The organism is Streptomyces sp. B93, from assembly GCF_018070565.1.
GTDB lineage: Bacteria > Actinomycetota > Actinomycetes > Streptomycetales > Streptomycetaceae > Streptomyces.
Genome location: NZ_JAGPXL010000073.1, coordinates 1 through 21,341, shown reverse-complemented (window position 1 = coordinate 21,341; position 21,341 = coordinate 1). Strand labels below are relative to the sequence as shown.

General features: G+C 73.2%; 21 protein-coding genes and 1 pseudogene. 17 read left to right on the top strand and 5 right to left on the bottom strand.

The window, feature by feature from the left end; all coding sequences use genetic code 11:
* From KBY47_RS34560 to KBY47_RS34545, 4 genes and pseudogenes are all read left to right on the top strand, one after another.
* A pseudogene (locus KBY47_RS34560) lies at positions 1-183 on the top strand (4-hydroxy-3-methylbut-2-en-1-yl diphosphate synthase); the annotation flags it as partial.
* A 105-nt stretch (positions 184-288) separates the two neighbouring features.
* Positions 289-1,137, top strand: a complete 849-nt coding sequence (locus tag KBY47_RS34555; protein WP_210928315.1) for a GNAT family N-acetyltransferase — start codon at positions 289-291, stop codon at positions 1,135-1,137.
* 125 nt (positions 1,138-1,262) lie between these two features.
* Positions 1,263-1,799 (top strand): GNAT family N-acetyltransferase, encoded by a 537-nt coding sequence (locus tag KBY47_RS34550; protein ID WP_210928313.1) that lies wholly within the window; start codon positions 1,263-1,265, stop codon positions 1,797-1,799.
* A gap of 74 nt (positions 1,800-1,873) precedes the next feature.
* Positions 1,874-3,580 carry a proline--tRNA ligase gene (locus KBY47_RS34545; protein ID WP_210928311.1) on the top strand — a complete coding sequence of 569 codons (1,707 nt, stop codon included), beginning with the start codon at positions 1,874-1,876 and terminating at the stop codon, positions 3,578-3,580.
* 116 nt (positions 3,581-3,696) lie between these two features.
* Here the strand turns inward: KBY47_RS34545 and KBY47_RS34540 are convergent, their stop codons facing one another.
* The gene (locus KBY47_RS34540) at positions 3,697-3,930 is read right to left on the bottom strand and encodes a hypothetical protein (protein WP_308405396.1); all 234 of its coding nucleotides are present in this window, start codon (positions 3,928-3,930) and stop codon (positions 3,697-3,699) included.
* 145 nt (positions 3,931-4,075) lie between these two features.
* Positions 4,076-4,465, bottom strand: a complete 390-nt coding sequence (locus KBY47_RS34535; protein WP_210928307.1) for a helix-turn-helix domain-containing protein — start codon at positions 4,463-4,465, stop codon at positions 4,076-4,078.
* Between the two features lie 269 nt (positions 4,466-4,734).
* Between KBY47_RS34535 and KBY47_RS34530 the strand changes: the two genes are divergently transcribed.
* From KBY47_RS34530 to KBY47_RS34515, 4 genes are read left to right on the top strand one after another with little or no spacing between them, the layout of a single operon-like run.
* Positions 4,735-5,274: an RNA polymerase sigma factor gene (locus KBY47_RS34530; RefSeq protein WP_308405395.1), complete on the top strand. Its 540-nt coding sequence runs from the start codon at positions 4,735-4,737 to the stop codon at positions 5,272-5,274.
* Positions 5,271-6,494, top strand: coding sequence for a BN159_2729 family protein (locus tag KBY47_RS34525; RefSeq protein WP_210928301.1), 1,224 nt, complete (start codon positions 5,271-5,273; stop codon positions 6,492-6,494). The genes KBY47_RS34530 and KBY47_RS34525 overlap by 4 nt, the downstream gene beginning before the upstream one ends.
* The gene (locus KBY47_RS34520; protein ID WP_210928298.1) at positions 6,491-7,024 is read left to right on the top strand and encodes a WhiB family transcriptional regulator; all 534 of its coding nucleotides are present in this window, start codon (positions 6,491-6,493) and stop codon (positions 7,022-7,024) included. Before KBY47_RS34525 ends, KBY47_RS34520 begins: the two co-directional genes overlap by 4 nt.
* Before the next feature lie 11 nt (positions 7,025-7,035).
* The gene (locus KBY47_RS34515; RefSeq protein WP_210928296.1) at positions 7,036-7,443 is read left to right on the top strand and encodes a hypothetical protein; all 408 of its coding nucleotides are present in this window, start codon (positions 7,036-7,038) and stop codon (positions 7,441-7,443) included.
* Between the two features lie 132 nt (positions 7,444-7,575).
* Here KBY47_RS34515 and KBY47_RS34510 read toward each other — a convergent pair whose 3' ends face one another.
* The 3 genes from KBY47_RS34510 to KBY47_RS34500 are packed head-to-tail and all read right to left on the bottom strand — an operon-like array spanning position 7,576 to position 9,571.
* Positions 7,576-8,475 carry an aminoglycoside phosphotransferase family protein gene (locus KBY47_RS34510; RefSeq protein ID WP_210928295.1) on the bottom strand — a complete coding sequence of 300 codons (900 nt, stop codon included), beginning with the start codon at positions 8,473-8,475 and terminating at the stop codon, positions 7,576-7,578.
* A 41-nt stretch (positions 8,476-8,516) separates the two neighbouring features.
* Positions 8,517-9,014, bottom strand: coding sequence for a ferritin-like domain-containing protein (locus KBY47_RS34505; protein WP_210928294.1), 498 nt, complete (start codon positions 9,012-9,014; stop codon positions 8,517-8,519).
* Entirely contained in the window at positions 9,011-9,571 is a 561-nt protein-coding gene (locus KBY47_RS34500) for a hypothetical protein (protein ID WP_210928292.1), read from the bottom strand. The genes KBY47_RS34505 and KBY47_RS34500 overlap by 4 nt, the downstream gene beginning before the upstream one ends.
* 194 nt (positions 9,572-9,765) lie before the next feature.
* Here KBY47_RS34500 and rimP point away from each other — a divergent pair, with 194 nt between their 5' ends.
* The 9 genes from rimP (at position 9,766) to KBY47_RS34455 (ending at position 21,198) form a co-directional block, all read left to right on the top strand.
* The gene (gene rimP / locus KBY47_RS34495; RefSeq protein WP_210928290.1) at positions 9,766-10,302 is read left to right on the top strand and encodes a ribosome maturation factor RimP; all 537 of its coding nucleotides are present in this window, start codon (positions 9,766-9,768) and stop codon (positions 10,300-10,302) included.
* 2 nt (positions 10,303-10,304) lie between these two features.
* Entirely contained in the window at positions 10,305-11,363 is a 1,059-nt protein-coding gene (gene nusA, locus KBY47_RS34490) for a transcription termination factor NusA (RefSeq protein ID WP_210928288.1), read from the top strand.
* 101 nt (positions 11,364-11,464) lie between these two features.
* On the top strand, positions 11,465-11,761 hold the full coding sequence (locus tag KBY47_RS34485; protein WP_210928286.1) for a YlxR family protein: 297 nt from the start codon (positions 11,465-11,467) through the stop codon (positions 11,759-11,761).
* 147 nt (positions 11,762-11,908) lie between these two features.
* Complete coding sequence (gene infB / locus KBY47_RS34480) at positions 11,909-14,956, top strand: translation initiation factor IF-2 (RefSeq protein WP_210928284.1); 3,048 nt, start codon at positions 11,909-11,911, stop codon at positions 14,954-14,956.
* Between the two features lie 134 nt (positions 14,957-15,090).
* Positions 15,091-15,384, top strand: a complete 294-nt coding sequence (locus KBY47_RS34475) for a DUF503 domain-containing protein (RefSeq protein ID WP_210928282.1) — start codon at positions 15,091-15,093, stop codon at positions 15,382-15,384.
* Between the two features lie 41 nt (positions 15,385-15,425).
* Entirely contained in the window at positions 15,426-15,896 is a 471-nt protein-coding gene (gene rbfA / locus KBY47_RS34470; protein WP_210928280.1) for a 30S ribosome-binding factor RbfA, read from the top strand.
* Positions 15,893-16,798, top strand: coding sequence for a tRNA pseudouridine(55) synthase TruB (gene truB / locus KBY47_RS34465; RefSeq protein WP_210928278.1), 906 nt, complete (start codon positions 15,893-15,895; stop codon positions 16,796-16,798). The genes rbfA and truB overlap by 4 nt, the downstream gene beginning before the upstream one ends.
* A gap of 341 nt (positions 16,799-17,139) precedes the next feature.
* Entirely contained in the window at positions 17,140-20,088 is a 2,949-nt protein-coding gene (locus KBY47_RS34460; RefSeq protein WP_210928317.1) for a trypsin-like peptidase domain-containing protein, read from the top strand.
* A 162-nt stretch (positions 20,089-20,250) separates the two neighbouring features.
* Positions 20,251-21,198 carry a bifunctional riboflavin kinase/FAD synthetase gene (locus KBY47_RS34455; RefSeq protein ID WP_210928276.1) on the top strand — a complete coding sequence of 316 codons (948 nt, stop codon included), beginning with the start codon at positions 20,251-20,253 and terminating at the stop codon, positions 21,196-21,198.
* Positions 21,199-21,341: the final 143 nt, after the last annotated feature.

The following is a 21,341-nucleotide window of genomic DNA, read 5'->3' as shown; positions in this document are numbered from 1 at the left end:
GCCGACCTCGGTGTCGCCTCCGGCAACGGCAAGGGGCAGATCTTCGTCAAGGGCGAGGTCATCAAGACCGTCCCCGAGTCCAAGATCGTCGAGACGCTGATCGAAGAGGCGATGAAGCTCGCCGAGCAGATGGAGGCCGACGGCGTCGCCTCCGGTGAGCCGTCGGTGGCGGTCGCGGGCTGAGCCCGCGGGCGCCCGAGCAGGGCGGTCCGGCGACCGAGGGCGACGCCGCACAAATTCGGCAGGTACAGTGCGGAGACCGGCAGCTCCCCCTGTGAGGCCCCGCACGTGTTGACCCAGACGACCTCCCGGGTCCTCGAACCGAGTGACCTGGACGCCGCGCTCGCCGTCCTCGACCGCGAGCCGGTGGCGAACGCCTTCGTGGCGTCCCGGGTCCAGATCGCCGGACTCGACCCCTGGCGCCTGGGCGGCGAGATGTGGGGCTTCTACGAGCACGGCATGCTGACGTCGCTGTGCTACGCGGGCGCCAACCTCGTCCCCATCTGCGCCGGACCACGCGCCGTGCGCGCCTTCGCCGACCGGGCCCGGCGCGCCGGACGCCGCTGCTCCTCCATCGTCGGCCCCACCGAGTCCACCGGCCTGCTGTGGCGGCTGCTCGAACCGCACTGGGGCCCGGCCCGCGAGGTCCGCTCCCACCAGCCGCTGATGGTCACCGACCGGCTGCCCGCCGACATCGCCCCGGACCCGTACGTCCGCCGCGTCCGCAAGGACGAGATGGAGACGATCATGCCGGCCTGTGTGGCGATGTTCACCGAGGAGGTCGGGATCTCCCCGCTCGCCGGTGACGGCGGCCTCCTCTACCAGGCCCGGGTCGCCGAACTCGTCGGCTCCGGCCGCTCCTTCGCCCGCTTCGACGAACACGGCAAGGTCGTCTTCAAGGCGGAGATCGGCGCCGCGACCGACCGCGCCTGCCAGATCCAGGGCGTCTGGGTGGCCCCCGAACACCGCGGCAAGGGCCTCGCCGCCCCCGGCATGGCAGCGGTCCTGCGCTACGCCCTCGCGGACGTCGCCCCCGTGGTGAGCCTCTACGTCAACGACTACAACACGGCGGCGAGAAGGACGTACCAGAGAGTGGGCTTCAGAGAGGTCGGCGCCTTCACCAGCGTACTTTTCTAGTCGGCGGCACAGGGGCGCACCCCAGGGGCGCGGGACTGTATCGATGTGCGGCCCCGCCGCGTGGGCGCGACCGGCCACACCCAGCCACCCGGCAAACCACGGGAACCCCCCTGTAAGCTCCCCGCATGCTTCGCGACATCGTGATCAGCACCCTCGATCTCCCCTCCCACGTCGACGAAGCACTCACCGTGCAGGCCTTGGCCTTCGGCCTCGGCCCCGACGAGATCGCCGTACGCCGCCAGATCGTCCTGCGTCACATGGCCTACCCGGGCGCCCGCGCCTACGGCGCCACCACCGCCGACGGCGTCCTCGTCGGCTTCGTCTACGGCATGCCCAACAACCGCGCCCACTGGTGGTCCACGGTCGTGGAGCCGTACCTGCGCGCCGAGGGCAATGCCGCCTGGCTCGACGACTCCTTCGTCATCACCGAACTGCACGTCCACCCGCGGTACCAGAACCGCGGCATCGGCCGCGCCCTGATCACCACGATCACGGACACCGCCACCGAGCCCCGCTCGATCCTCTCCGCGATCGACACCGACAGCCCGGCCCGCGGCCTGTACCACTCCCTCGGCTACCAGGACCTCGCCCGCCGCGTCCTGTTCCCCAGCGCCCCCAAGCCGTACGCCGTGATGGGCGCCCCGCTGCCGCTGCGCCGATAACCGATTTCCGCCCCCGCGCACCGCCCGGCTAACCTCCTTGGCATCACACTCACGCAGCAGGAGATTCGAGAGCCATGGCGAACGCACCGGTCCAGCGCATGTCCCAGTTGATGGCGAAGACGCTGCGCGACGACCCGGCGGACGCCGAGGTGCTCAGCCACAAGCTGCTCGTCCGGGCGGGCTACGTTCGACGTACCGCCGCCGGGATCTGGAGCTGGCTGCCGCTCGGCAAGAAGGTCCTCGCCAACGTGGAGCGGATCGTCCGCGAGGAGATGGACGCGATCGGCGCCCAGGAGGTCAGCCTCCCCGCCCTGCTGCCCCGCGAGCCCTACGAGGCTACCGGCCGCTGGGACGAGTACGGCGCCGAGCTGTTCCGCCTGAAGGACCGCAGGGGCGGCGACTACCTCCTCGGCCCGACCCACGAGGAGATCTTCACCCTGCTGGTGAAGGACCAGGCGTCCTCCTACAAGGACCTGCCGGTGATCCTCTACCAGATCCAGACCAAGTTCCGGGACGAGGCGCGGCCCCGCGCGGGCATCCTGCGCGGCCGGGAGTTCCTGATGAAGGACTCCTACTCCTTCGACACCGCCGACGAGGGCCTCGCCGAGTCCTACGCCCTGCACCGCGAGGCCTACCAGCGGATCTTCGAGCGCCTCGGTCTGGACTACCGCATCTGCGCGGCGACCGCGGGCGCGATGGGCGGCTCCAAGTCGGAGGAGTTCCTCGCCCCGGCCGAGGCGGGCGAGGACACCTTCGCCGACTGCCCCAACTGTGACTTCGCCGCCAACACCGAGGCGATCTCGTACGCCCTGAAGCCGGTGGACGCCACCGGCGTGCCCGCCGCCGAGGACATCGACACCCCCGACACCCCGACCATCGAGACCCTCGCGGCCTCCCTGGGCGTCCCGGCCTCCGCCACGCTGAAGAACCTGCTGGTCAAGGTGGACGGCGAGATCGTCGCCGTGGGCGTGCCCGGGGACCGTGAGGTCGACCTGGACAAGGTCGAGGCGCATTTCGCCCCGGCGGTCGTCGAGATGGTCACCGAGGCGGACTTCGCGACCCGCCCCGACCTGGTGCGCGGCTATGTCGGTCCGCAGGGTCTGGAGAAGGTCAAGTACCTCGCCGACCCGCGGGTGGCGCCCGGCACGGCCTGGATCACCGGCGCCAACAAGGTGAACACGCACGCCAGGAACGTGGTCGCGGGCCGTGACTTCGAGGTCGACGAGTACGTCGACGTCGTGGTCGTCGAGGAGGGCGACCCCTGCCCCAACTGCGGCACCGGGCTCAAGCTGGACCGTGCCATCGAGATCGGCCACATCTTCCAGCTCGGCCGCAAGTACGCCGACGCCCTCAAGCTCGACGTCCTCGGCCAGAACGGCAAGCCCGTCCGCGTCACCATGGGCTCCTACGGCGTCGGCGTGTCCCGTGCGGTCGCCGCGCTCGCCGAGCAGAGCGCCGACGACAAGGGCCTGTGCTGGCCCAAGGAGGTCGCCCCGGCGGACGTCCACGTGGTCGCCGCGGGCAAGGCCCTCCAGACGGAACTGGCCCTCGACGTCTCCGGGAAGCTGGCCGCCGCCGGTGTCCGCGTCCTGGTCGACGACCGGGCGGGCGTCTCGCCGGGTGTGAAGTTCACCGACGCCGAACTGATCGGCGTACCGCGGATCCTGGTGGCCGGGCGGCGGGCCGGTGAGGGTGTGGTCGAGCTGAAGGACCGCCGCACCGGTGAGCGTGAGGAACTGCCGGTGGACGAGGCGATCGCGCGGCTGACCGCGGCGGTCTGACACCGGCCGGGTCCCTTCGGCTTCCTCGGGTGACCAACGCCCGTCGGCCCTGTGCGATGACGGGATCGCGCAGGGCCGACGGGCGTGTCCTTCTTCTCTGCTGTTCCTCTCGGCCTTCAGCAGGCCATCGCCTCGACGACGGGGGTCAGGAGGTCGACCGGCAGACGTACCACTGTGCCGCAGAAGCACAGCGGCGCGGCGCCGGTTCCCCCGGGCGCCCCGAGGTCGATGGTGAGCAGAGCGTGCAGTTCCTTGATGACTTCGGGCAGGGGTGCACCTCTTGAGATGAGAACGGTGACTTCGTCCGGAACCCAGACGACCATGTCCGGTAGGTCGTCCGCCACATCCACGTGAATGCACACAGGTGTCTCCCAGGGTGCGCGACGGTTGGGCAAGTCTCGCTGCGGGAGGCCAGCGGCAGAGCGATGGTACCGGTGCAGAGATGTACTGATGGGGTTATCGGTGACATTCACCGGAAGTCGGGTCAGTCGCTGTTCAGACGATGCGGCTGACCTGCACCATCGCCTCGGCGTCCTTGACCAGTGCGCGCTGCCGTGACTCGGGGAGCTGGCGGTACAGCTCCAGCAGCCTCTTCTCCCGCTCGTCGCGGCTGGGCCCCGGGACCGGGCGGCCCACGGCCTCGAAGAACTCCCGGGGAGTGGTCTGCACCCCCCACTCACGGAAGACCTTCACCATCGCCCGCAGCTTCTCCGGGGCGATGCGGGAGGTGCCACGGGTGCGGTTCATCCATGCGTTGAGGGTCGGGTACGCGATACCGGACGCCGCGGCCAGGTCCTTCTGCGTTCTGTCCGGACACTCGGCGAGAAGCCGCTCCAGCAGGGCTGCCAGATCCTCGCCGTGGGCGGACGCGTTCTGAGTCGTCACACGTCAGAGGATCGGCCATCGATTTCTGCATGCGCAAGTAGATCGCAGATTGAACCGGTGGGTCTGGGCGTACGCCGGTGCGTTCCGGCGTGCGCCCGGTATAAGGCGTGCACCCCCTGGTGTGACGCTGCGTCTCCACCTTGACACGATATGCATCTACATGAAGACTGTGGATCTGATCCGCTGGCGGTCCGAAAGCGTCGAAGGGAGCACAGACCGTGTCCGTACTACAAGATCACCGGGTTCTTCCGGAGCATCCGGAACCCGTCGTGATCACCCGGGCCCGCACCGGTGACCGGGAAGCCTTCGCCCTCCTCTACCGGGAGCACCACCGCGTCGTGCACCGCTACCTCGCGGTGCGCACCCGCGACCGCCATCTGGCGGACGACCTCGCCCAGGACGTCTTCGTGCGCGCGCTGCGCGGCATCGACGGCTTCGCCTGGCAGGGCAAGGAGTTCTCCGCCTGGCTGCTCACCATCGCCCGCAACCTCTACCTCGACGAGATGGGCCGCAGCCGCTCCCGGCTGGAGACACCGGTGGCCGAGTTCCGCGACGCCGAACAGCCGCACTGCTCCACCGAGCTGCTCGCCCTGCGGGAACTGGAGGCCGTCGAGAACCGTGAGACGGTCCAGGACGTCCTGCGCGTGCTGAACCCGCCCGAACGGCACTGCCTGGAACTGCGCTTCTTCGACGGGCTGTCGGCCGAGGAGACCGCACACGCCATGGGCCGCAGCGTCGGTGCCGTCCGGGCGCTCACCCACCGCGCCGTACGACGACTGCGCTGGAGCGCCGGGGCGGTGCCGGTGTGAACCCCAATCTGGCGCACGCGGCCAGGGTGATCCAGACCCTCCTGGTCCACGACGAGCCCCACCGGGCCACGGTCATCGCGCGAGCCCTCGACACCGCCCGGCTGCTCGCCGACCCCTACCGCTCCTACGGTCTGGTCCTGCACAGGACCTCCGACGGCCGCTGGTCCCTCGCCCCTCAGGGGCTGACCCCGCTCGAACGACAGGCGCTCGCCTGGGACGCCGCCTGCCGACGCGCGCAGGGCGTGGCGTCCGGGTTCGAGCACGAGACCGGCGGCCATCCCGGCGTACGCCGTATCGAGGCCGACGGCGACCGGGTGCGGGTCACCCTGCACGTCGGCGACGCCACCGAGTGGGACCAGTGGCGCGCGTACTTCGGGGTCACGCTCGTCGGGGACCGGGCCGACCCCGGCACCCTGGTCGCCGAGGGCAAGCGGGCGGGCGTACGGGTGTCGCTGCTGGTCCGGGTCGTCCCGCCGCCCCCCGACCCGGTCCCGGCGGCGCGGCCGTACCAGCACGACGGGGAGACCTACGACCTCGCCCGGCCGTTGCGCGACGCGCACGGCGACCTCTGGTACTTCCAGGGCCATCGCGCCCGCGACGGCATGCCGATGCTGTCGCCCGACGGACGTCTGGAGCAGTGCTCGCTGGGCAATGTGGTCGCGCTGGTGGGGCCGTTGACGGCGGTGCCGGAGACGGAGCAGCCGAGCGGCGGGGAGGGCGACGGGTCCGCGGCGTCCGAGGCGCCCGCGGTGCTCGAGACGCCTGCGGTGCTCGAGACGCCCGCCGCGTCCGCGGCGTCCGAGGTGCCGGTGGCGGTTCCGGCGCCCGCGTCTCCCGTGGCGCTCGTCCGACCGGTGCCGTCGGGGCGGTCGGTGCGGTCCGAGTCGTCCGGGCGGTCCGAGTCGTCCGGGCGGTCCGTGACCTCCTTGCCGTCTGGGTCGTCTGGGCCGTCTGGGCCGTCCGTGCGGTCCGTGACCTCCTTGCCGTCTGGGCCGTCCTTGCCATTCGAGCCATCCGGGCCATCCGAGCCGTCCATGCCGTCCGTGTCTCCCGAACCCGCCGTGCCCGAGTTCGTCACCCCCACCGCGGTTCCCGTCCCCCTCGTGCCGTCGCTGTCCGTGGCCGGGCCGGTCGACGGGGCCCCTCCCGCGGACCCCGCGCCGCCCGTGCCGTCACCGGTCGCCCTGGTTCCGGTGGCCCGTCCGGGAGGGGAGCGATGACCCGGACCACCGAACCCGCCGGGGCCGGCTTCCTCGACCGGGCCTGGGAGCTGCGGGCCGCCTGCCGTCGGCAGGACGCCGAGCTGTGGTTCTCCAGCCGCACCCGCGGCAGGGCCGTGGCGATCTGCCGGGCCTGCCCCGTGCTCGCCGCGTGCCGCAGGGCCGTGCTCCGACGCGAACAGGGCCTGCCCCGCTGCCAGCGCAGCGGCATTGTCGCGGGCCTCACCGGCTCCCAGCGCTACGACCTGGAGCGCGGCGGCGAACGTACCGAGCGCTCGCCGTCCGACGCCACGCCCACCGGGCCGGGCGCCACCCGCAACCATGCGACGATCCCGGCACCCTGCGGCACCCGGGCCGCCTACCAGCGCCATCTGCGCCGCAGCGAACCCGTCGACGAGGCCTGCCGGGCCGCCAACGCCCGCAGCGCCGTCGCCTACCGCCGTACCGGTTCCACCCGGGGCCGCCAGGCCGGACCGGGACCTCCGCGCGGGCTCGCGCTCACGGCCCTCTTCCCGACCGCACCACAGTGAGGTTTTCCCGCATGGCGGCATTTCCCCCGGGCACCGACGAGGAGCTGGCGCGCTGGCGACAGTACGTCGACTCCTGCGACCGGGAACTGAGCCGGATCCGACGTGAGCGCGCCCACCTGCTGGCCTGGTTGGCCGCACTGCATCCGGCGACCGCCGTCCTCACCGTGGACCCGGGCAGCGAAGGGGTGCGCCGACTGCGGCTCGTCGTCGGCGGCTGGCCCATGTCGTGGCCGCTGCGCTCCGCCGACCTCCCGCTGTTCGGCCACGTACGGCACGCCGGGCCGGGCACGCCGCCCGCCACCCCCGACGGCGACGACGGCGCCGACCAGGAGGAGTGGCTGCGTCGGCACACCCAACTGCTGGCCCTCGAAGGCGCCGTGCACAGCGCGCTGACCGGACACGACACCACCGGGCACTGACACCGCCCGCGGCCAGGGCCCCTCTCCCCGAGCCTCCGGCCGGCAAGCTCGGGAGGCAAGTCGGCCGGACCCGCAGCGCCCCCTGCCGCCGCACCGGCAGCGGGGCGCTGTCGTGCCCCCGCCGCCCACCGCTCACAGCCAGCCGGCGAACTCCAGCAGCAGCTCCGCGTCCTGCGGGCGGCCGACACGGCGGGCCCGTACGCCCGACTCGACCGCGCGGAACAGGGTCCAGCCGCGCAGCCGCTCCTGGTCGACCTCCAGCGACTCGGCGAGGCGCTTGACCCGCCGCCGGGTCGTGGACGCGCCGGACGGGGCGGCGATCAGGTCCTCCACCCGGTCCCGGACCAGCCGGGCCAGATCGAAGGCGCACTCGCCGACCACCGGGTCGGGGCCCACCGCCAGCCACGGCATCCGCTCCCCGCGCAGCACCTTGCTCTGCCGGAACGTGCCGTGCAGCAGCCGGCGCTCCGGCGGCGCGGCCAGCAGCTCCTCGCGGGCCGTGAGCGCGGCGTCGACCAGCGGGCGCAGCTCGGGGTAGGCGTCGGCGCCCGCCCGCATCGCCGTCGCCTGCCGACCGGTCCGCCCGTCGACCGTCTCGAAGACCTGGTCATCGGGTGGCTCCACCCACAGCCGCCGCAGCGTGCCCGCCGCCTCCAGCAGCGCCTTCGCCTCCGGCAGCGACCGCACCGACACCTCCGGGTGCAGCCGCTCCAGCAGCAGCGCGTCGTCCGCGGCATCCGGCTCCAGCGGCAGTACGGCACCCCGGCCGCCCCAGTGCGCCAGCGCCGCCCGCTCGCTGACGGGGCGGGCCCGCGGCGGCGCGAGCTTCAGCACGGCGGGAGCGTCGTCCGCCCGCCGCACCAGCAGGACGACGCTGCTGCGGCCACCCGGCAGCTGCACCCGCTCGACGGTCAACTCGCGTAGCGCGACGGCCCGGTGGACCGCCTCGGGCAGCTTCTCCAACCAGTCGTCACCGTCCGGTGCCGTCTCACCGAGCGCCCTGACCAGACGCCGCGGCGGTTCGAAAGCCATGCGCGAGTCGTTCCCTTCCCATGAGGCCCGTGTACGGGTCTTCACCCGGTCGGCGCCGCCGATGCCGAGGCGGTGCTCTCGGCGGGTGCCCCCGCCGACGCCTTGGCGCCGGACCGCTCGGCGAGACCAGGGAAGGCTACGCTCCCGCCGCGCCAGCGCACCGCCCGCACCGCCGACTCCCGCAGCGCCGCCACGGCCGAGGCCCGCCGCTTGCCCTGCGCCGCGCGCACCAGGTCGGAGTAGACCCCGGCGACGCGTTCCTCCAGCTCCACGGCGAGCCGTACGGCGGCGGCGGAGTCCGGCACCGCGAACGGCAGCGCGTACCCGGCGGCCGCCGCCACCGGCTGGGCGCCCGCGTCGCGCAGCTCACGCACCAGCGTGTCCCGCCGCGCCCGGTGGGCGTCGTACGCCGTCCGCGCCTCGGTGCGGCGCCCCTCGTCGATCCGCCCGCCGACCACCCCGTAGCCGTAGACGGCGGCGTGCTCGGCCGCCAGGGCCGCCTGAAGGGCCGTCAGCTCCCCGTCCTTCGCCTCGCTCATCCGGCGTCCTCCTTCGGTGTCGCGGTCAGCAGATACGCGTGCGCCGCACCGGCCGCCGCCACCGAGGCCAGCAGCCGCGCCGTCTCGCCCGGCAGCTCAAGCAGCGCCTCGGCCCGCCGGTCCGCCAGCTCCCGCTCGGCGGCGGCCAGTTCGGCGAGGGCGTCCTTCTCGCTGGACGGCACGGTGGCTTCCGTGGCCGAGGGCGAGGGGGAAGAGACCGGCGACGGGGAGCCGGAGGGCGACGCGCCCGGCGTGGCACCGGATCCGCCCCCGAAGGCCTTCACATGCCGCGCCACCTCCTCCCGCAGCGGCCGCAGCCGCTCCGCCAGCGCGGGATGCGCGGCCAGCACCGCGTCGTACCGCTCGACGAGCGCGCCGCTGTCCCGGGCCGCACGCGCGCGTGCCCGCTCGGCGGCCGAGGGACCGGCGCCGCCCGGGTCGGCGGTGTCGTCGGGGCCCTCGGAGCAGCCGACGAGGAGGGCGGCGCCCGCCACGGAGGCGAGCAGGCTCCTTCTGCGCGGCCCCGAGGGGATGCGCGGCGGTGGGGAAAACGGCACGGCGGACGTCCTCGGAGGGCTCGAACGGAACAGGGGTCGGGCGGCACGCCCGTGATCACGGTACCCGCGCACCCGCCCAGCGCGTCCCACCGGCGGGGGCCGGGTGGACGGCAACACCCCCTGGGACCGGATACCCTTTGAGCCAGACACGCGACCCATCCCACAACAGCACACGCGGCCGAGGAGTCACCCGGATGAGCACCACCCAGAGCGAGAGGCTGCGAGAACTGCTGGAACCGCTCGTCGGCGCTCAAGGCCTGGATCTGGAAGAGATCGCGGTGGACTCGGTCGGACGCAAGCGGGTGCTGCGCGTGGTCGTCGACTCCGACAGCGGGGCGGACCTGGACCGGATCGCCGATGTGAGCCGCGCGCTCTCGGCGAAGCTCGACGAGACGGACGCGATGGGCGAGGGCGAGTACACCCTCGAGGTCGGCACCCCCGGCGCGGAGCGCCCCCTCACCGAACGGCGGCACTACGTGCGCGCCACCGGACGGCTGGCGAAGTTCCAGCTGACCGCGGGCGGCGAGCTGGTCGCGCGGATCCTGACCGTCGATGACGAAGGCGTCGATCTCGAGGTACCCGGGGTGAAGGGCCGCAAGCCCACGGCGCGCAGACTCGCCTTCGAGGAGATCGCCAAGGCGCGCGTCCAGGTCGAGTTCGGCCGCAAGGACGACAGCGGCAGCAAGCACGACAAGCACGACGAGGACTTCAAGGAAGAGGAGGAGGCGTAGCCGTGGACATCGACATGAGCGCCCTGCGGGGCCTGGTGCGGGAGAAGGAGATCTCCTTCGACCTGCTGGTCGAGGCGATCGAATCGGCCCTCCTCATCGCCTACCACCGCACCGAGGGAAGCCGCCGCCACGCGCGCGTGGAGCTGAACCGGGAGACCGGGCACGTCACCGTGTGGGCGAAGGAGGACCCCGAGGACCTGGAGGAGGGCCAGGAGGCCCGCGAGTTCGACGACACCCCGTCGGGTTTCGGCCGGATCGCCGCCACCACCGCCAAGCAGGTCATCCTCCAGCGGCTGAGGGACGCCGAGGACGACGCGACCCTCGGTGAGTACGCGGGCCGGGAGGGCGACATCGTCACCGGTGTGGTCCAGCAGGGCCGCGACCCGAAGAACGTGCTCGTCGACATCGGCAAGCTGGAGGCCATCCTGCCGGTGCAGGAGCAGGTGCCCGGCGAGAGCTATCCGCACGGCATGCGGCTGCGGTCGTACGTCGTCCGGGTGGCGAAGGGCGTGCGCGGTCCCTCGGTCACGCTTTCCCGTACGCACCCCAATCTGGTGAAGAAGCTTTTCGCCCTGGAGGTGCCGGAGATCGCCGACGGGTCGGTGGAGATCGCCGCCATCGCGCGTGAGGCAGGTCACCGTACGAAGATCGCCGTCCGCTCCACCCGCTCCGGGCTGAACGCCAAGGGCGCCTGCATCGGCCCCATGGGCGGCCGGGTGCGCAATGTCATGGGCGAGCTGAACGGTGAGAAGATCGACATCGTCGACTGGTCGGACGACCCGGCCGAGATGGTGGCGAACGCGCTCTCCCCGGCCCGGGTCTCCAAGGTGGAGGTCGTGGACCTGGCGGCCCGCTCCGCGCGGGTCACGGTGCCCGACTACCAGCTGTCCCTGGCGATCGGCAAGGAAGGGCAGAACGCCCGCCTGGCGGCCCGCCTCACGGGCTGGCGGATCGACATCCGCCCGGACACCGAACCGGACGCCGACCGGCCGGGTGACCGGCCCGCCGGCAGGTCCACCGACCGTCCCGCCGACCGGTCCGTTCCCCGGTCCGGGGAATAGATCCGAGCCGCGGGTCGCTTAGATCACGACAACCGCACGACGACGGCCGTTCGATTCTTGCCCCAAAGGGGTGAGGTCGGTGCGGGGAGGTAGACTGAGGAGTGTCTGGCCGGACGCGGGCCCGCGCATGCCCGGAACGCACCTGTCTCGGGTGCCGGGAGCGAGCGGCCAAGACTGATCTGCTGCGGATCGTGGCGATCGAGGGCGAATGCGTCCCCGATCCTCGCGGTACGCTGCCCGGCCGGGGTGCCTATGTACACCCCGCCCTGGTCTGTCTCGACCAGGCGGTACGCCGCCGGGCGTTCACGCGGGCACTGCGCGCCCCGGGAGCGCCCGACACAAAGGCGTTGCGCCGGTACGTCGAGCGGACAACAGTTGCCGAGCAGGCAGCACGGTAGGAAGACGCGCCGTACGGAACCCCGTGCGGTTGGTACCTCGCGAGTCGAAAGCAGGTCGAGATTGCGATGAGCACTCGATGAGTACGCGATGAGTACGCCCATGAACTAGCGACGGTCCGGCCGCAACCCGGACCTCAAAGGAGCGAAGTGGCTAAGGTCCGGGTCTACGAACTCGCCAAGGAGTTCGGTGTGGAGAGCAAGGTCGTCATGGCCAAGCTCCAGGAACTCGGTGAATTCGTCCGATCGGCGTCTTCGACGATCGAGGCGCCCGTAGTACGCAAACTGACCGACGCCTTCCAGCAGGGCAGCGGCAACGGCAAGTCCGCCGCCAAGCCCGCCCCCCGGAAGGCCTCGCCCAGGCCCGCCGCGCCCTCTCCGGCGCAGGCGGCCCGTCCGGCTGCTCCCAAGCCGGGCGCCCCCAAGCCCCCGGCGGCCCAGCCCCCGGCGGCCCAGCAGCCCGCGGCTCCGGCCGCGCCCGCGGCGGCCCCCGGTCCGCGCCCGACGCCGGGCCCCAAGCCCGCGCCGCGTCCGGCCCCGGCGGCCCCCACCACCCCCGAGTTCACGGCTCCGCCGTCGGCTCCGTCCCCGGCCGCGCCGCGCCCCGGCGCGCGTCCCGGTGCCCCCAAGCCGGGCGGCCGTCCCGGCGGCCAGGGTCAGCAGGGCGGCGGTCAGGGCGGCCGTGGCCAGGGTGCGCGTCCCGGCGCTTCCGCGCCGCGTCCCGGTGCCCGTCCGGCCGGTCCGCGCCCGGGCAACAACCCCTTCACCTCCGGTGGCTCCACCGGTATGGCCCGTCCGCAGGCGCCGCGTCCGCAGGGCGCCCCGCGTCCCGGCGGCCCCGGTGCCCCCGGTGGTCCCCGTCCGCAGGCGCCCGGCGCCCAGGGCGGCGGCCCGCGTCCCCAGGCCCCGGGCGGCAACCGTCCGAGCCCGGGCTCGATGCCCCGTCCGCAGGGCGGCGGTCCGCGTCCCGGTGGCGGTCCCGCGGGTCCGCGTCCGAACCCGGGCATGATGCCGCAGCGTCCGGCCGCGGGTCCTCGTCCGGGCCCCGGCGGCGGTCGTGGTCCGGCCGGTGCCGGTCGTCCCGGCGGCGGTCGTCCCGGTGGCGGCGGTGGTTTCGCCGGTCGTCCCGGTGGCGGCGGCGGTGGCGCCCGTCCGGGTGGCGGCGGTGGTTTCGCCGGTCGTCCCGGTGGCGGCGGCGGTGGCTTCGGCGGTGGCGGCGGTGGCCGTCCCGGCTTCGGCGGCCGTCCCGGCGGCCCCGGTGGCCGTGGTGGCACGCAGGGCGCCTTCGGCCGTCCCGGCGGTCCCGCGCGCCGTGGCCGCAAGTCGAAGCGGCAGAGGCGCCAGGAGTACGAGGCCATGCAGGCCCCGAGCGTCGGCGGCGTGATGCTGCCGCGCGGCAACGGCGAGACCATCCGTCTCTCCCGCGGCGCGTCGCTCACGGACTTCGCGGAGAAGATCAACGCCAACCCGGCGTCGCTCGTCGCGGTCATGATGAACCTCGGCGAGATGGTCACCGCCACGCAGTCGGTCTCCGACGAGACGCTCCAGCTCCTCGCCGACGAGATGAACTACACCGTTCAGATCGTCAGCCCGGAGGAGGAGGACCGCGAGCTGCTCGAGTCCTTCGACATCGAGTTCGGCGAGGACGAGGGCGACGAGGAGGACCTGGTGGTCCGCCCGCCGGTCGTCACCGTCATGGGTCACGTCGACCACGGCAAGACCCGGCTGCTGGACGCCATCCGCAAGACCAACGTCATCGCGGGCGAGGCCGGCGGCATCACCCAGCACATCGGTGCCTACCAGGTGGCGACCGAGGTCAACGACGAAGAGCGCAAGATCACCTTCATCGACACCCCGGGTCACGAGGCGTTCACCGCCATGCGTGCCCGTGGTGCGAAGTCGACCGACATCGCGATCCTGGTCGTCGCGGCCAACGACGGCGTCATGCCGCAGACGGTCGAGGCGCTCAACCACGCCAAGGCGGCCGACGTCCCGATCGTCGTCGCGGTCAACAAGATCGACGTCGAGGGCGCGGACCCGACCAAGGTGCGCGGTCAGCTGACCGAGTACGGCCTGGTGGCCGAGGAGTACGGCGGCGACACCATGTTCGTCGACATCTCCGCCAAGCAGGGGCTGCACATCGACGCGCTGCTGGAAGCGGTCATCCTGACCGCGGACGCCTCGCTCGACCTGCGGGCCAACCCCAACCAGGACGCGCAGGGCATCTCCATCGAGTCCCGTCTCGACCGCGGCCGTGGTGCCGTGGCGACGGTCCTCGTCCAGCGAGGCACCCTGCGGGTCGGCGACACCATGGTGGTCGGCGACGCCTACGGCCGTGTCCGTGCCATGCACGACGACCTCGGCAACAACGTCGCCGAGGCCGGTCCGTCCACGCCGGTCCAGGTGCTGGGTCTCACCAACGTCCCCGGCGCCGGTGACAACTTCATCGTGGTCGACGAGGACCGTACGGCCCGCCAGATCGCGGAGAAGCGCGCCGCCCGTGAGCGCAACGCGGCCTTCGCCAAGCGCACGCGCCGCGTGTCGCTGGAGGACCTGGACAAGGTGCTGAAGGCCGGCGAGGTCCAGCAGCTGAACCTGATCATCAAGGGTGACGCTTCCGGTTCGGTCGAGGCGCTGGAGTCCTCCCTGCTCCAGCTGGACGTCGGCGAAGAGGTCGACATCCGCGTCCTGCACCGCGGCGTCGGTGCGGTCACGGAGTCCGACATCGACCTGGCGATGGGCTCGGACGCCATCGTGATCGGCTTTAACGTCCGCGCGGCCGGCCGCGCGGCGCAGATGGCCGAGCGCGAGGGCGTGGACGTCCGCTACTACTCGGTCATCTACCAGGCGATCGAGGAGATCGAGGCGGCCCTCAAGGGCATGCTCAAGCCGGAGTTCGAGGAAGTCGAGCTGGGTACGGCGGAGATCCGCGAGGTCTTCCGCTCGTCCAAGCTGGGCAACATCGCGGGTGTGCTCATCCGCTCCGGCGAGGTCAGGCGGAACACCAAGGCCCGCCTGCTCCGCGACGGCAAGGTCATCGCGGAGAACCTCACCATCGAGGGCCTGCGTCGCTTCAAGGACGACGTGACCGAGATCCGCGAAGGGTTCGAGGGCGGTATCAACCTCGGCAACTTCAACGACATCAAGGTCGACGACGTCATCGCGACGTACGAGATGCGCGAGAAGCCGCGCGCGTGACCTGACACGCGACTGGGGCCGGTCGGCGGGAGATATTTCCGTCGATCGGCCCCGGCCGTTGCGTGTACGGTTCCCGTATCGGCGTCGACGCGTGGCGCCCGTACCCCGGACCGGCGGGACATCCGGATACACACATGTATGTGGGGACTCTGTCCTTCGACATCCTCCTCGGCGACGTACGGTCGTTGAAGGAGAAGCGATCCGTCGTCCGCCCGATCGTGGCCGAGTTGCAGCGCAAGTTCGCGGTCAGCGCGGCCGAGGTGGACCACATGGACCTCTACCGCCGCGCCGGCATCGGCCTGGCGGTGGTGTCCGGCGACGCCGGGCACCTCACCGACGTACTCGACCGGTGTGAACGGCTGGTCGCCGGACGCCCCGAAGTGGAACTGCTCTCCGTGAGACGCCGCTTCCACGGCGACGACGACTGACCACAGAACGTGAAGATCAGGAAAGAACGGGAGACGGACCAGTGGCCGACAACGCGCGGGCTAAGAGGCTGGCGGACCTCATCCGAGAGGTGGTGGCCCAGAAGCTGCAGCGCGGGATCAAGGACCCGCGGCTCGGCTCGCACGTCACCATCACGGACACCCGGGTGACGGGCGACCTGAGGGAGGCGACCGTCTTCTACACGGTGTACGGCGACGACGAGGAGCGCAAGGCCGCCGCCGCCGGACTGGAGAGCGCCAAGGGCATCCTGCGCTCCGAGGTCGGCCGGGCGGCCGGGGTGAAGTTCACCCCCACCCTCACCTTCGTCGCCGACGCCCTCCCGGACACCGCACGCACCATCGAGGACCTCCTCGACAAGGCGCGCCAGTCCGACGCGAAGGTGCGTGAGGCGTCCGCGGGCGCCCGCTACGCCGGTGAGGCGGACCCGTACCGGAAGCCGGACTCCGAGGACGAGGCCGACGACACCGACGGGACGGACGACAGCACCGCATGACCCGGCAGCACACCACGCCCGACGGCCTCGTCATCGTCGACAAGCCGTCGGGCTTCACTTCGCACGACGTGGTCGCCAAGATGCGCGGCATCGCCCGCACCCGCCGCGTCGGCCACGCGGGCACCCTCGACCCGATGGCGACGGGCGTCCTCGTCCTCGGGGTGGAGCGGGCGACCAAGCTCCTCGGGCATCTCGCCCTCACCGAGAAGGAGTACCTCGGCACCATCCGGCTCGGCCAGACCACGGTCACCGACGACGCCGAGGGCGAGGTCACCGGCTCCACCGACGCCTCCAGGGTCACCCGGGACGCCATCGACGCCGGGATCGCCAAGCTGACCGGCGAGATCATGCAGGTGCCGTCCAAGGTCAGCGCCATCAAGATCAACGGCGTGCGCTCGTACAAGCGGGCCCGCGACGGCGAGGACTTCGACATCCCCGCCCGGCCGGTCACCGTCTCGTCCTTCACCGTTTACGACGTCAGGGACGCCGTCGCCGCCGACGGCACCCCCGTACTCGACCTGGTGGTGTCGGTGGTCTGCTCCTCCGGCACCTACATCCGCGCCCTCGCCCGTGACCTGGGCGCGGACCTCGGCGTCGGCGGGCACCTCACCGTGCTGCGCCGGACCCGGGTCGGGCCGTACAAGCTGGACTCCGCGCGCACCCTCGACCAGCTCCAGGAGGAGCTGACGGTGATGCCGGTCGCGGAGGCCGCCGCGGCCGCGTTCCGGCGCTGGGACGTCGACGAGCGGCGGGCCCGGCTGCTGACGAACGGCGTGCGCCTGGAGATGCCCGAGGAGTACGCGGGCGCCGGGCCGGTGGCCGTCTTCGCACCCGACGGCCGCTTCCTCGCGCTCGTCGAGGAGCAGCGGGGGAAGGCCAAGAGCCTCGCGGTCTTCGGCTGACGGGCCACGGGGGGCGCGCTGTCCGCCCGTGCGGTGGGCCGCGGTCCGGTTCGGTCCGGTCCGGTCTGGTCCGGTTTGTGGTTCGTGGCATGGCCCACGGTTTGCCCGTGGAGCGGCGATCACGGGGTCGTAAGTCGCCGCTCCACGGTCCCCCCTCGGTTCCCCCACCTCTAGGGTGTATCCATCGACCCCCGCCCATTCACCCGACCGGGCAGGCGCTCGGAGTGAACCGAGGGAGCGGAAGGGGGCGCGTTCGTCCGGCGATCTGGTCCCCCTGATCATCCCGCCCCTACCGTCGAGGACGCAGGCGACGACGGAGCACGGGTGTGCGGCAGGGGGCGATGACGGTGGCCGACGAATCCCTCGTCCACCTCCGTGACCCGGCCGGTCGCCCCCGCGGCACCGGCTTCGCGGCGGACCACCACGGCACCGTCGTCACCAGCCACGAGGCCGTCGAGGGCCTGCCCTGGCTGACGGTGCGCACCGCTGGAGACCCCGACCGGGTCGTCACCGCCGACGCGATCACCCCGCTGCCCCACCTGGACCTCGCCCTCGTCCACACCGAAGGTCCCGGGCCCGTCCCGCTCCCCGTGAGCGTGCGGGGACCCGTGGAGAGCGGGCGGTACGTCCGCCTCGCCGCGGGCTGCTGGCGCGAGGCACGGGTGCTCGGCACCGCCGACGTGGCCTACCCCGCCGCCGACCGGCACCACCACCTCCACGACGTACTCGAACTGGCCATGGGCACCACCGCGCGGGACGCGCTGCGGGCGGGCGGCGGCGCAGCCGGGGGGCCGGTGGTCGACGCCACGACCGGCGCCGTCGTCGGGGTGCTGGGCACCAGACTGCGGTCCGGCCCACGCGACACCGGGTTCGCCGTGCCGCTGCCGGGGCGGGTGGCGGGCGGCCCGCTCGGCGAACTGCTCGCCCGAAACGCCGCGACCGTGCCCGCCTACGGCGCCGACCTCAATCTCGCCGGAGTGCTCGAACTGACCGCCACCTCCATGGGCTGCGACGGCGCGCCGCAACCGCTGGCGGTGCCGCCGGTCGAACGGGCGGGCCCGGCGCGGGAGTTCGCCGCGTTCACGGCGGGCCCCGCCCTCGTCCTCGGGCTGGTCGGGCCGCCCGGCAGCGGCCGTACGACGGAACTCGCGGCCCTCGCCGCCCGGCGCGGGCGCGCCGCCGAACCCACCCTCTGGCTGCGCGGCGCCGACCTGCACGCCGACGACGCCTCCGTGGCCGACGCCGTCCGCCGCGCCCTGTACCGCGCGGCCCGGGTCCTGGCCGCCGCGTCCCCCGCCCCCGGTGTGGACCCGGCCGACCTCACGCCCGAGCGCGTCGCCCACCTCGCCCGCGCGGTCGGCCGCCCCCTGCTGCTCCTGCTGGACGGCCCCGAGGAGATGCCGCCGCTGCTCGCCCACCGGCTGGCCGACTGGACCGACGGGACGGCGCGGTGGCTGCGGGAGACGGGGACACGGCTGGTGGTGGCGGGTCGGGGGGAGTACTGGGAGCGGGCGGGGGGCGAGTTCCCGGGGGAGCTGCTGTATCGCGGGGGGTGGGCGGCTGAGTCAGGGGGTGTTGGGTCGTTCGGTGGTGGATCGTTCGGTGGTGGGTCGTTCGGTGGTGGGGCGCCCTCCGGTGTTCTCCTCGGTGACCTTGATGAGGACGAGGCCCGTGAGGCACGCGCGCGGTACGGGCTCTCCGAGGAGGACCTCGATCCGCGCGACGCCCGTCACCCCCTCACCCTCCGCCTCGCCGCGGAGGTGCGCGCCGCCCTCCCCGGAGCCTCGGAGCACGGCCGCCCCGACCGGTACGAGGTGTTCTCGGCCCACCTGGACCTGATGTGCCTGCGGATCGCGGTCCGCCTCGCCGCGGAGAACGGCCTGCGCGGCACCGCCGTACGCCGTCTCGCGGCGAAGGTCGCCGGGCAGGTCCACGAGGCGGCCCGGCGCAGCCTCGGCCCCGGGCAGGGTGAGCTGGACCGGGCGGCGTTCGAAGCGGTGTTCCCGTGGGGGCCCGCCCCGGCCCGCCTCGGCGGCGGCACCGGCTGGGCGTCCGCCGTCCTCACCGAAGGCCTCCTGGTCCCCGCGGGCGACGGCTACCGCTTCGCCCACGAGGAACTCGCCGACTGGCTCCAGGGCCTCCACCTCGACCTCGACGAGGCCCTGCGCGCCCTCGTCCACCGGCCCGGCGGCCCGCTCGGCGCCCACCCGCTGCCCGTCCCGCACCACCGCATCGGCCCCGTGATCCAGGCCCTGCTCCTGCTCGCCCGCCCACCGCACCGCAGCCCCGACCGCCTCGCCGCCCGGCTGGCCGAGCTGGTGCGCGCGCTGGCCGCCGACCCGCACTCGTGGTGGGCGGCGCGGCTGCTCTCCGGCACGCTGTCGCGCCTCCCGGACGCGACGCCGTACACGGACGTGCTGTGGCTGCTCGCCGAGGTGCTTGTCGAGCAGGGGGCGAGGGGCGTTGATGGTCTTGGTGGGTGGGGGGTGACCGGGGTCGATGGTCTTGGTGGGCGGGGGGTGACCGGGGTCGATGGTCTTGGTGGGTGGAGGGGGACCGGCGTCGACGTCCTCGGTGAGCGCGGGGCGACCGGTGCCGAGTTCGGTCCCGGGTTCTGGACCGGGCTCGCGCTGCCCACCGGTGATCTCCTCGCACTGCTCGGGCGCCTCGTCGTCACCGACGGACCGCCGCACCTGCCCGGCCCCCGCCACCTGGACGCCGCCGCCCGGCTGCTGGACGCCGACCCCGCCGCCGTACAACCCCATCTGATCCGCTGGTTCCACGACGAGCGGCCGCTGCCCGCCACCCCGGACGCGACCGTGGCGACGGCCGCGCAGGCGCTGCTGCACACCCATCGGCACCGGGCCGTGGACGACCTGATGGACGCGCTCGTCGGCAGCGGGCACCGGCGCGCCGACGAACTGCTCGCCGTGCTCGCCGAGGAGGAGCCGTCCGCGCTGCGCCGGGCCGTCGACCGGTGGGCGCGCGACGAGCGGGAGGACCCGGCCGTGCTGGAGGCCCTGCTGCGGGCGGCCGTGCGGTACGGCGGCTCCGGCTCGCCCGGCCGCCTCCGCGACCTCGTCCACCGCACGGGCCTCCGGCTGGTCCGTACGCCGCAGGGTGCCGCCCGGTACGACCGCGCCCTCGTCGAGCTGGCCCGGGCCGATGCCGGGTTCGCCGCGCGGCTGGCGGGGTGGCTGGCGGCGGAGCCGGGGGAGTGGGCCGCGGTGGTCGGGCCCAGCGCGCGCCGGATGATCGAGAATCTGGCGGGGGCGCGGGTACCAGCGTGAGCGCCGGTCGGCACGGGGCGCGGGTGCGTCGCGTGCGCCGGGCCACGTGCGCCGGGTCACAGCTCAGGATGCCGATGCGGGGCGGAGGCACCCGGCATGGCACCCTTAGACCTGCATAAGAGGCAGACGGCAGTACCGACACGGGTTCGAGGAGCGGTCACAGTGCAGCGCTGGCGTGGCTTGGAGGACATCCCCCAGGACTGGGGGCGCAGCGTCGTCACCATCGGCTCCTACGACGGAGTCCACCGCGGACACCAGCTGATCATCCGGCACGCCGTGGACCGCGCCCGCGAGCTGGGCGTCCCCAGCGTCGTCGTCACCTTCGACCCGCACCCCAGCGAGGTCGTCCGCCCCGGCAGCCACCCGCCGCTGCTCGCCCCGCACCACCGCCGCGCCGAGCTGATGGCGGAGCTGGGTGTGGACGCGGTGCTGATCCTCCCCTTCACCACCGAGTTCTCGAAGCTGTCCCCGGCCGAGTTCGTCGTCAAGGTGCTGGTGGACAAGCTGCACGCCAAGGCGGTCGTCGAGGGCCCCAACTTCCGCTTCGGCCACCGGGCCGCCGGGAACGTGGAGTTCCTGGCCGAGCAGGGCAAGATCTACGACTTCGAGGTCGAGGTCGTCGACCTGTACGTGACCGGCGCGGCGGGCGGCGGCGAGCCCTTCTCGTCGACGCTCACCCGGCGCCTGGTCGCGGAGGGCGATGTCGAGGGCGCCGGCGAGATTCTCGGCCGTCCGCACCGCGTGGAGGGTGTGGTCGTGCGCGGCGCGCAGCGTGGGCGTGAACTCGGTTTTCCCACGGCCAACGTGGAGACGCTGCCGCACACCGCGATCCCGGCCGACGGTGTCTACGCGGGCTGGCTGCACGCGGCCGGTGAGGCGATGCCCGCCGCGATCTCCGTCGGCACCAATCCGCAGTTCGACGGCACCGAGCGCACGGTGGAGGCGTACGCCATCGACCGGGTGGGGCTCGACCTGTACGGGCTGCACGTCGCTGTGGACTTCCTCGCCTTCGTGCGGGGGCAGGCGAAGTTCGACACGCTCGAGGCGCTGCTGGAGCAGATGGCCGACGACGTGCAGAAGTGCCGGGAGCTGGTGGCTGCCGCGGAGTAGGGCTTGGGGAGTGAGGGAAGCGGGCGGGGGCGGGTGGGGGCGGCTCGTCGGGGACGGGCTGACCGGGATCGAGACCGCCACCGAGATCGCCGAGTCCCGGCCCGCTCTGGCGGTGGCGCTGGTCGCCCGCGGTGAGCTGGGTG

Excerpts from the sequence above, each read along its gene's own strand:
- KBY47_RS34550 (WP_210928313.1), top strand. The coding sequence starts at position 1,263 with ATGCTTCGCGACATCGTGATCAGCACCCTCGATCTCCCCTCCCACGTC.
- KBY47_RS34545 (WP_210928311.1), top strand. The coding sequence starts at position 1,874 with ATGGCGAACGCACCGGTCCAGCGCATGTCCCAGTTGATGGCGAAGACG.
- KBY47_RS34520 (WP_210928298.1), top strand. The coding sequence starts at position 6,491 with ATGACCCGGACCACCGAACCCGCCGGGGCCGGCTTCCTCGACCGGGCC.
- KBY47_RS34515 (WP_210928296.1), top strand. The coding sequence starts at position 7,036 with ATGGCGGCATTTCCCCCGGGCACCGACGAGGAGCTGGCGCGCTGGCGA.
- KBY47_RS34510 (WP_210928295.1), bottom strand. The coding sequence starts at position 8,475 with ATGGCTTTCGAACCGCCGCGGCGTCTGGTCAGGGCGCTCGGTGAGACG.
- KBY47_RS34505 (WP_210928294.1), bottom strand. The coding sequence starts at position 9,014 with ATGAGCGAGGCGAAGGACGGGGAGCTGACGGCCCTTCAGGCGGCCCTG.
- rimP (WP_210928290.1), top strand. The coding sequence starts at position 9,766 with ATGAGCACCACCCAGAGCGAGAGGCTGCGAGAACTGCTGGAACCGCTC.
- KBY47_RS34475 (WP_210928282.1), top strand. The coding sequence starts at position 15,091 with ATGTATGTGGGGACTCTGTCCTTCGACATCCTCCTCGGCGACGTACGG.
- truB (WP_210928278.1), top strand. The coding sequence starts at position 15,893 with ATGACCCGGCAGCACACCACGCCCGACGGCCTCGTCATCGTCGACAAG.
- KBY47_RS34460 (WP_210928317.1), top strand. The coding sequence starts at position 17,140 with ATGACGGTGGCCGACGAATCCCTCGTCCACCTCCGTGACCCGGCCGGT.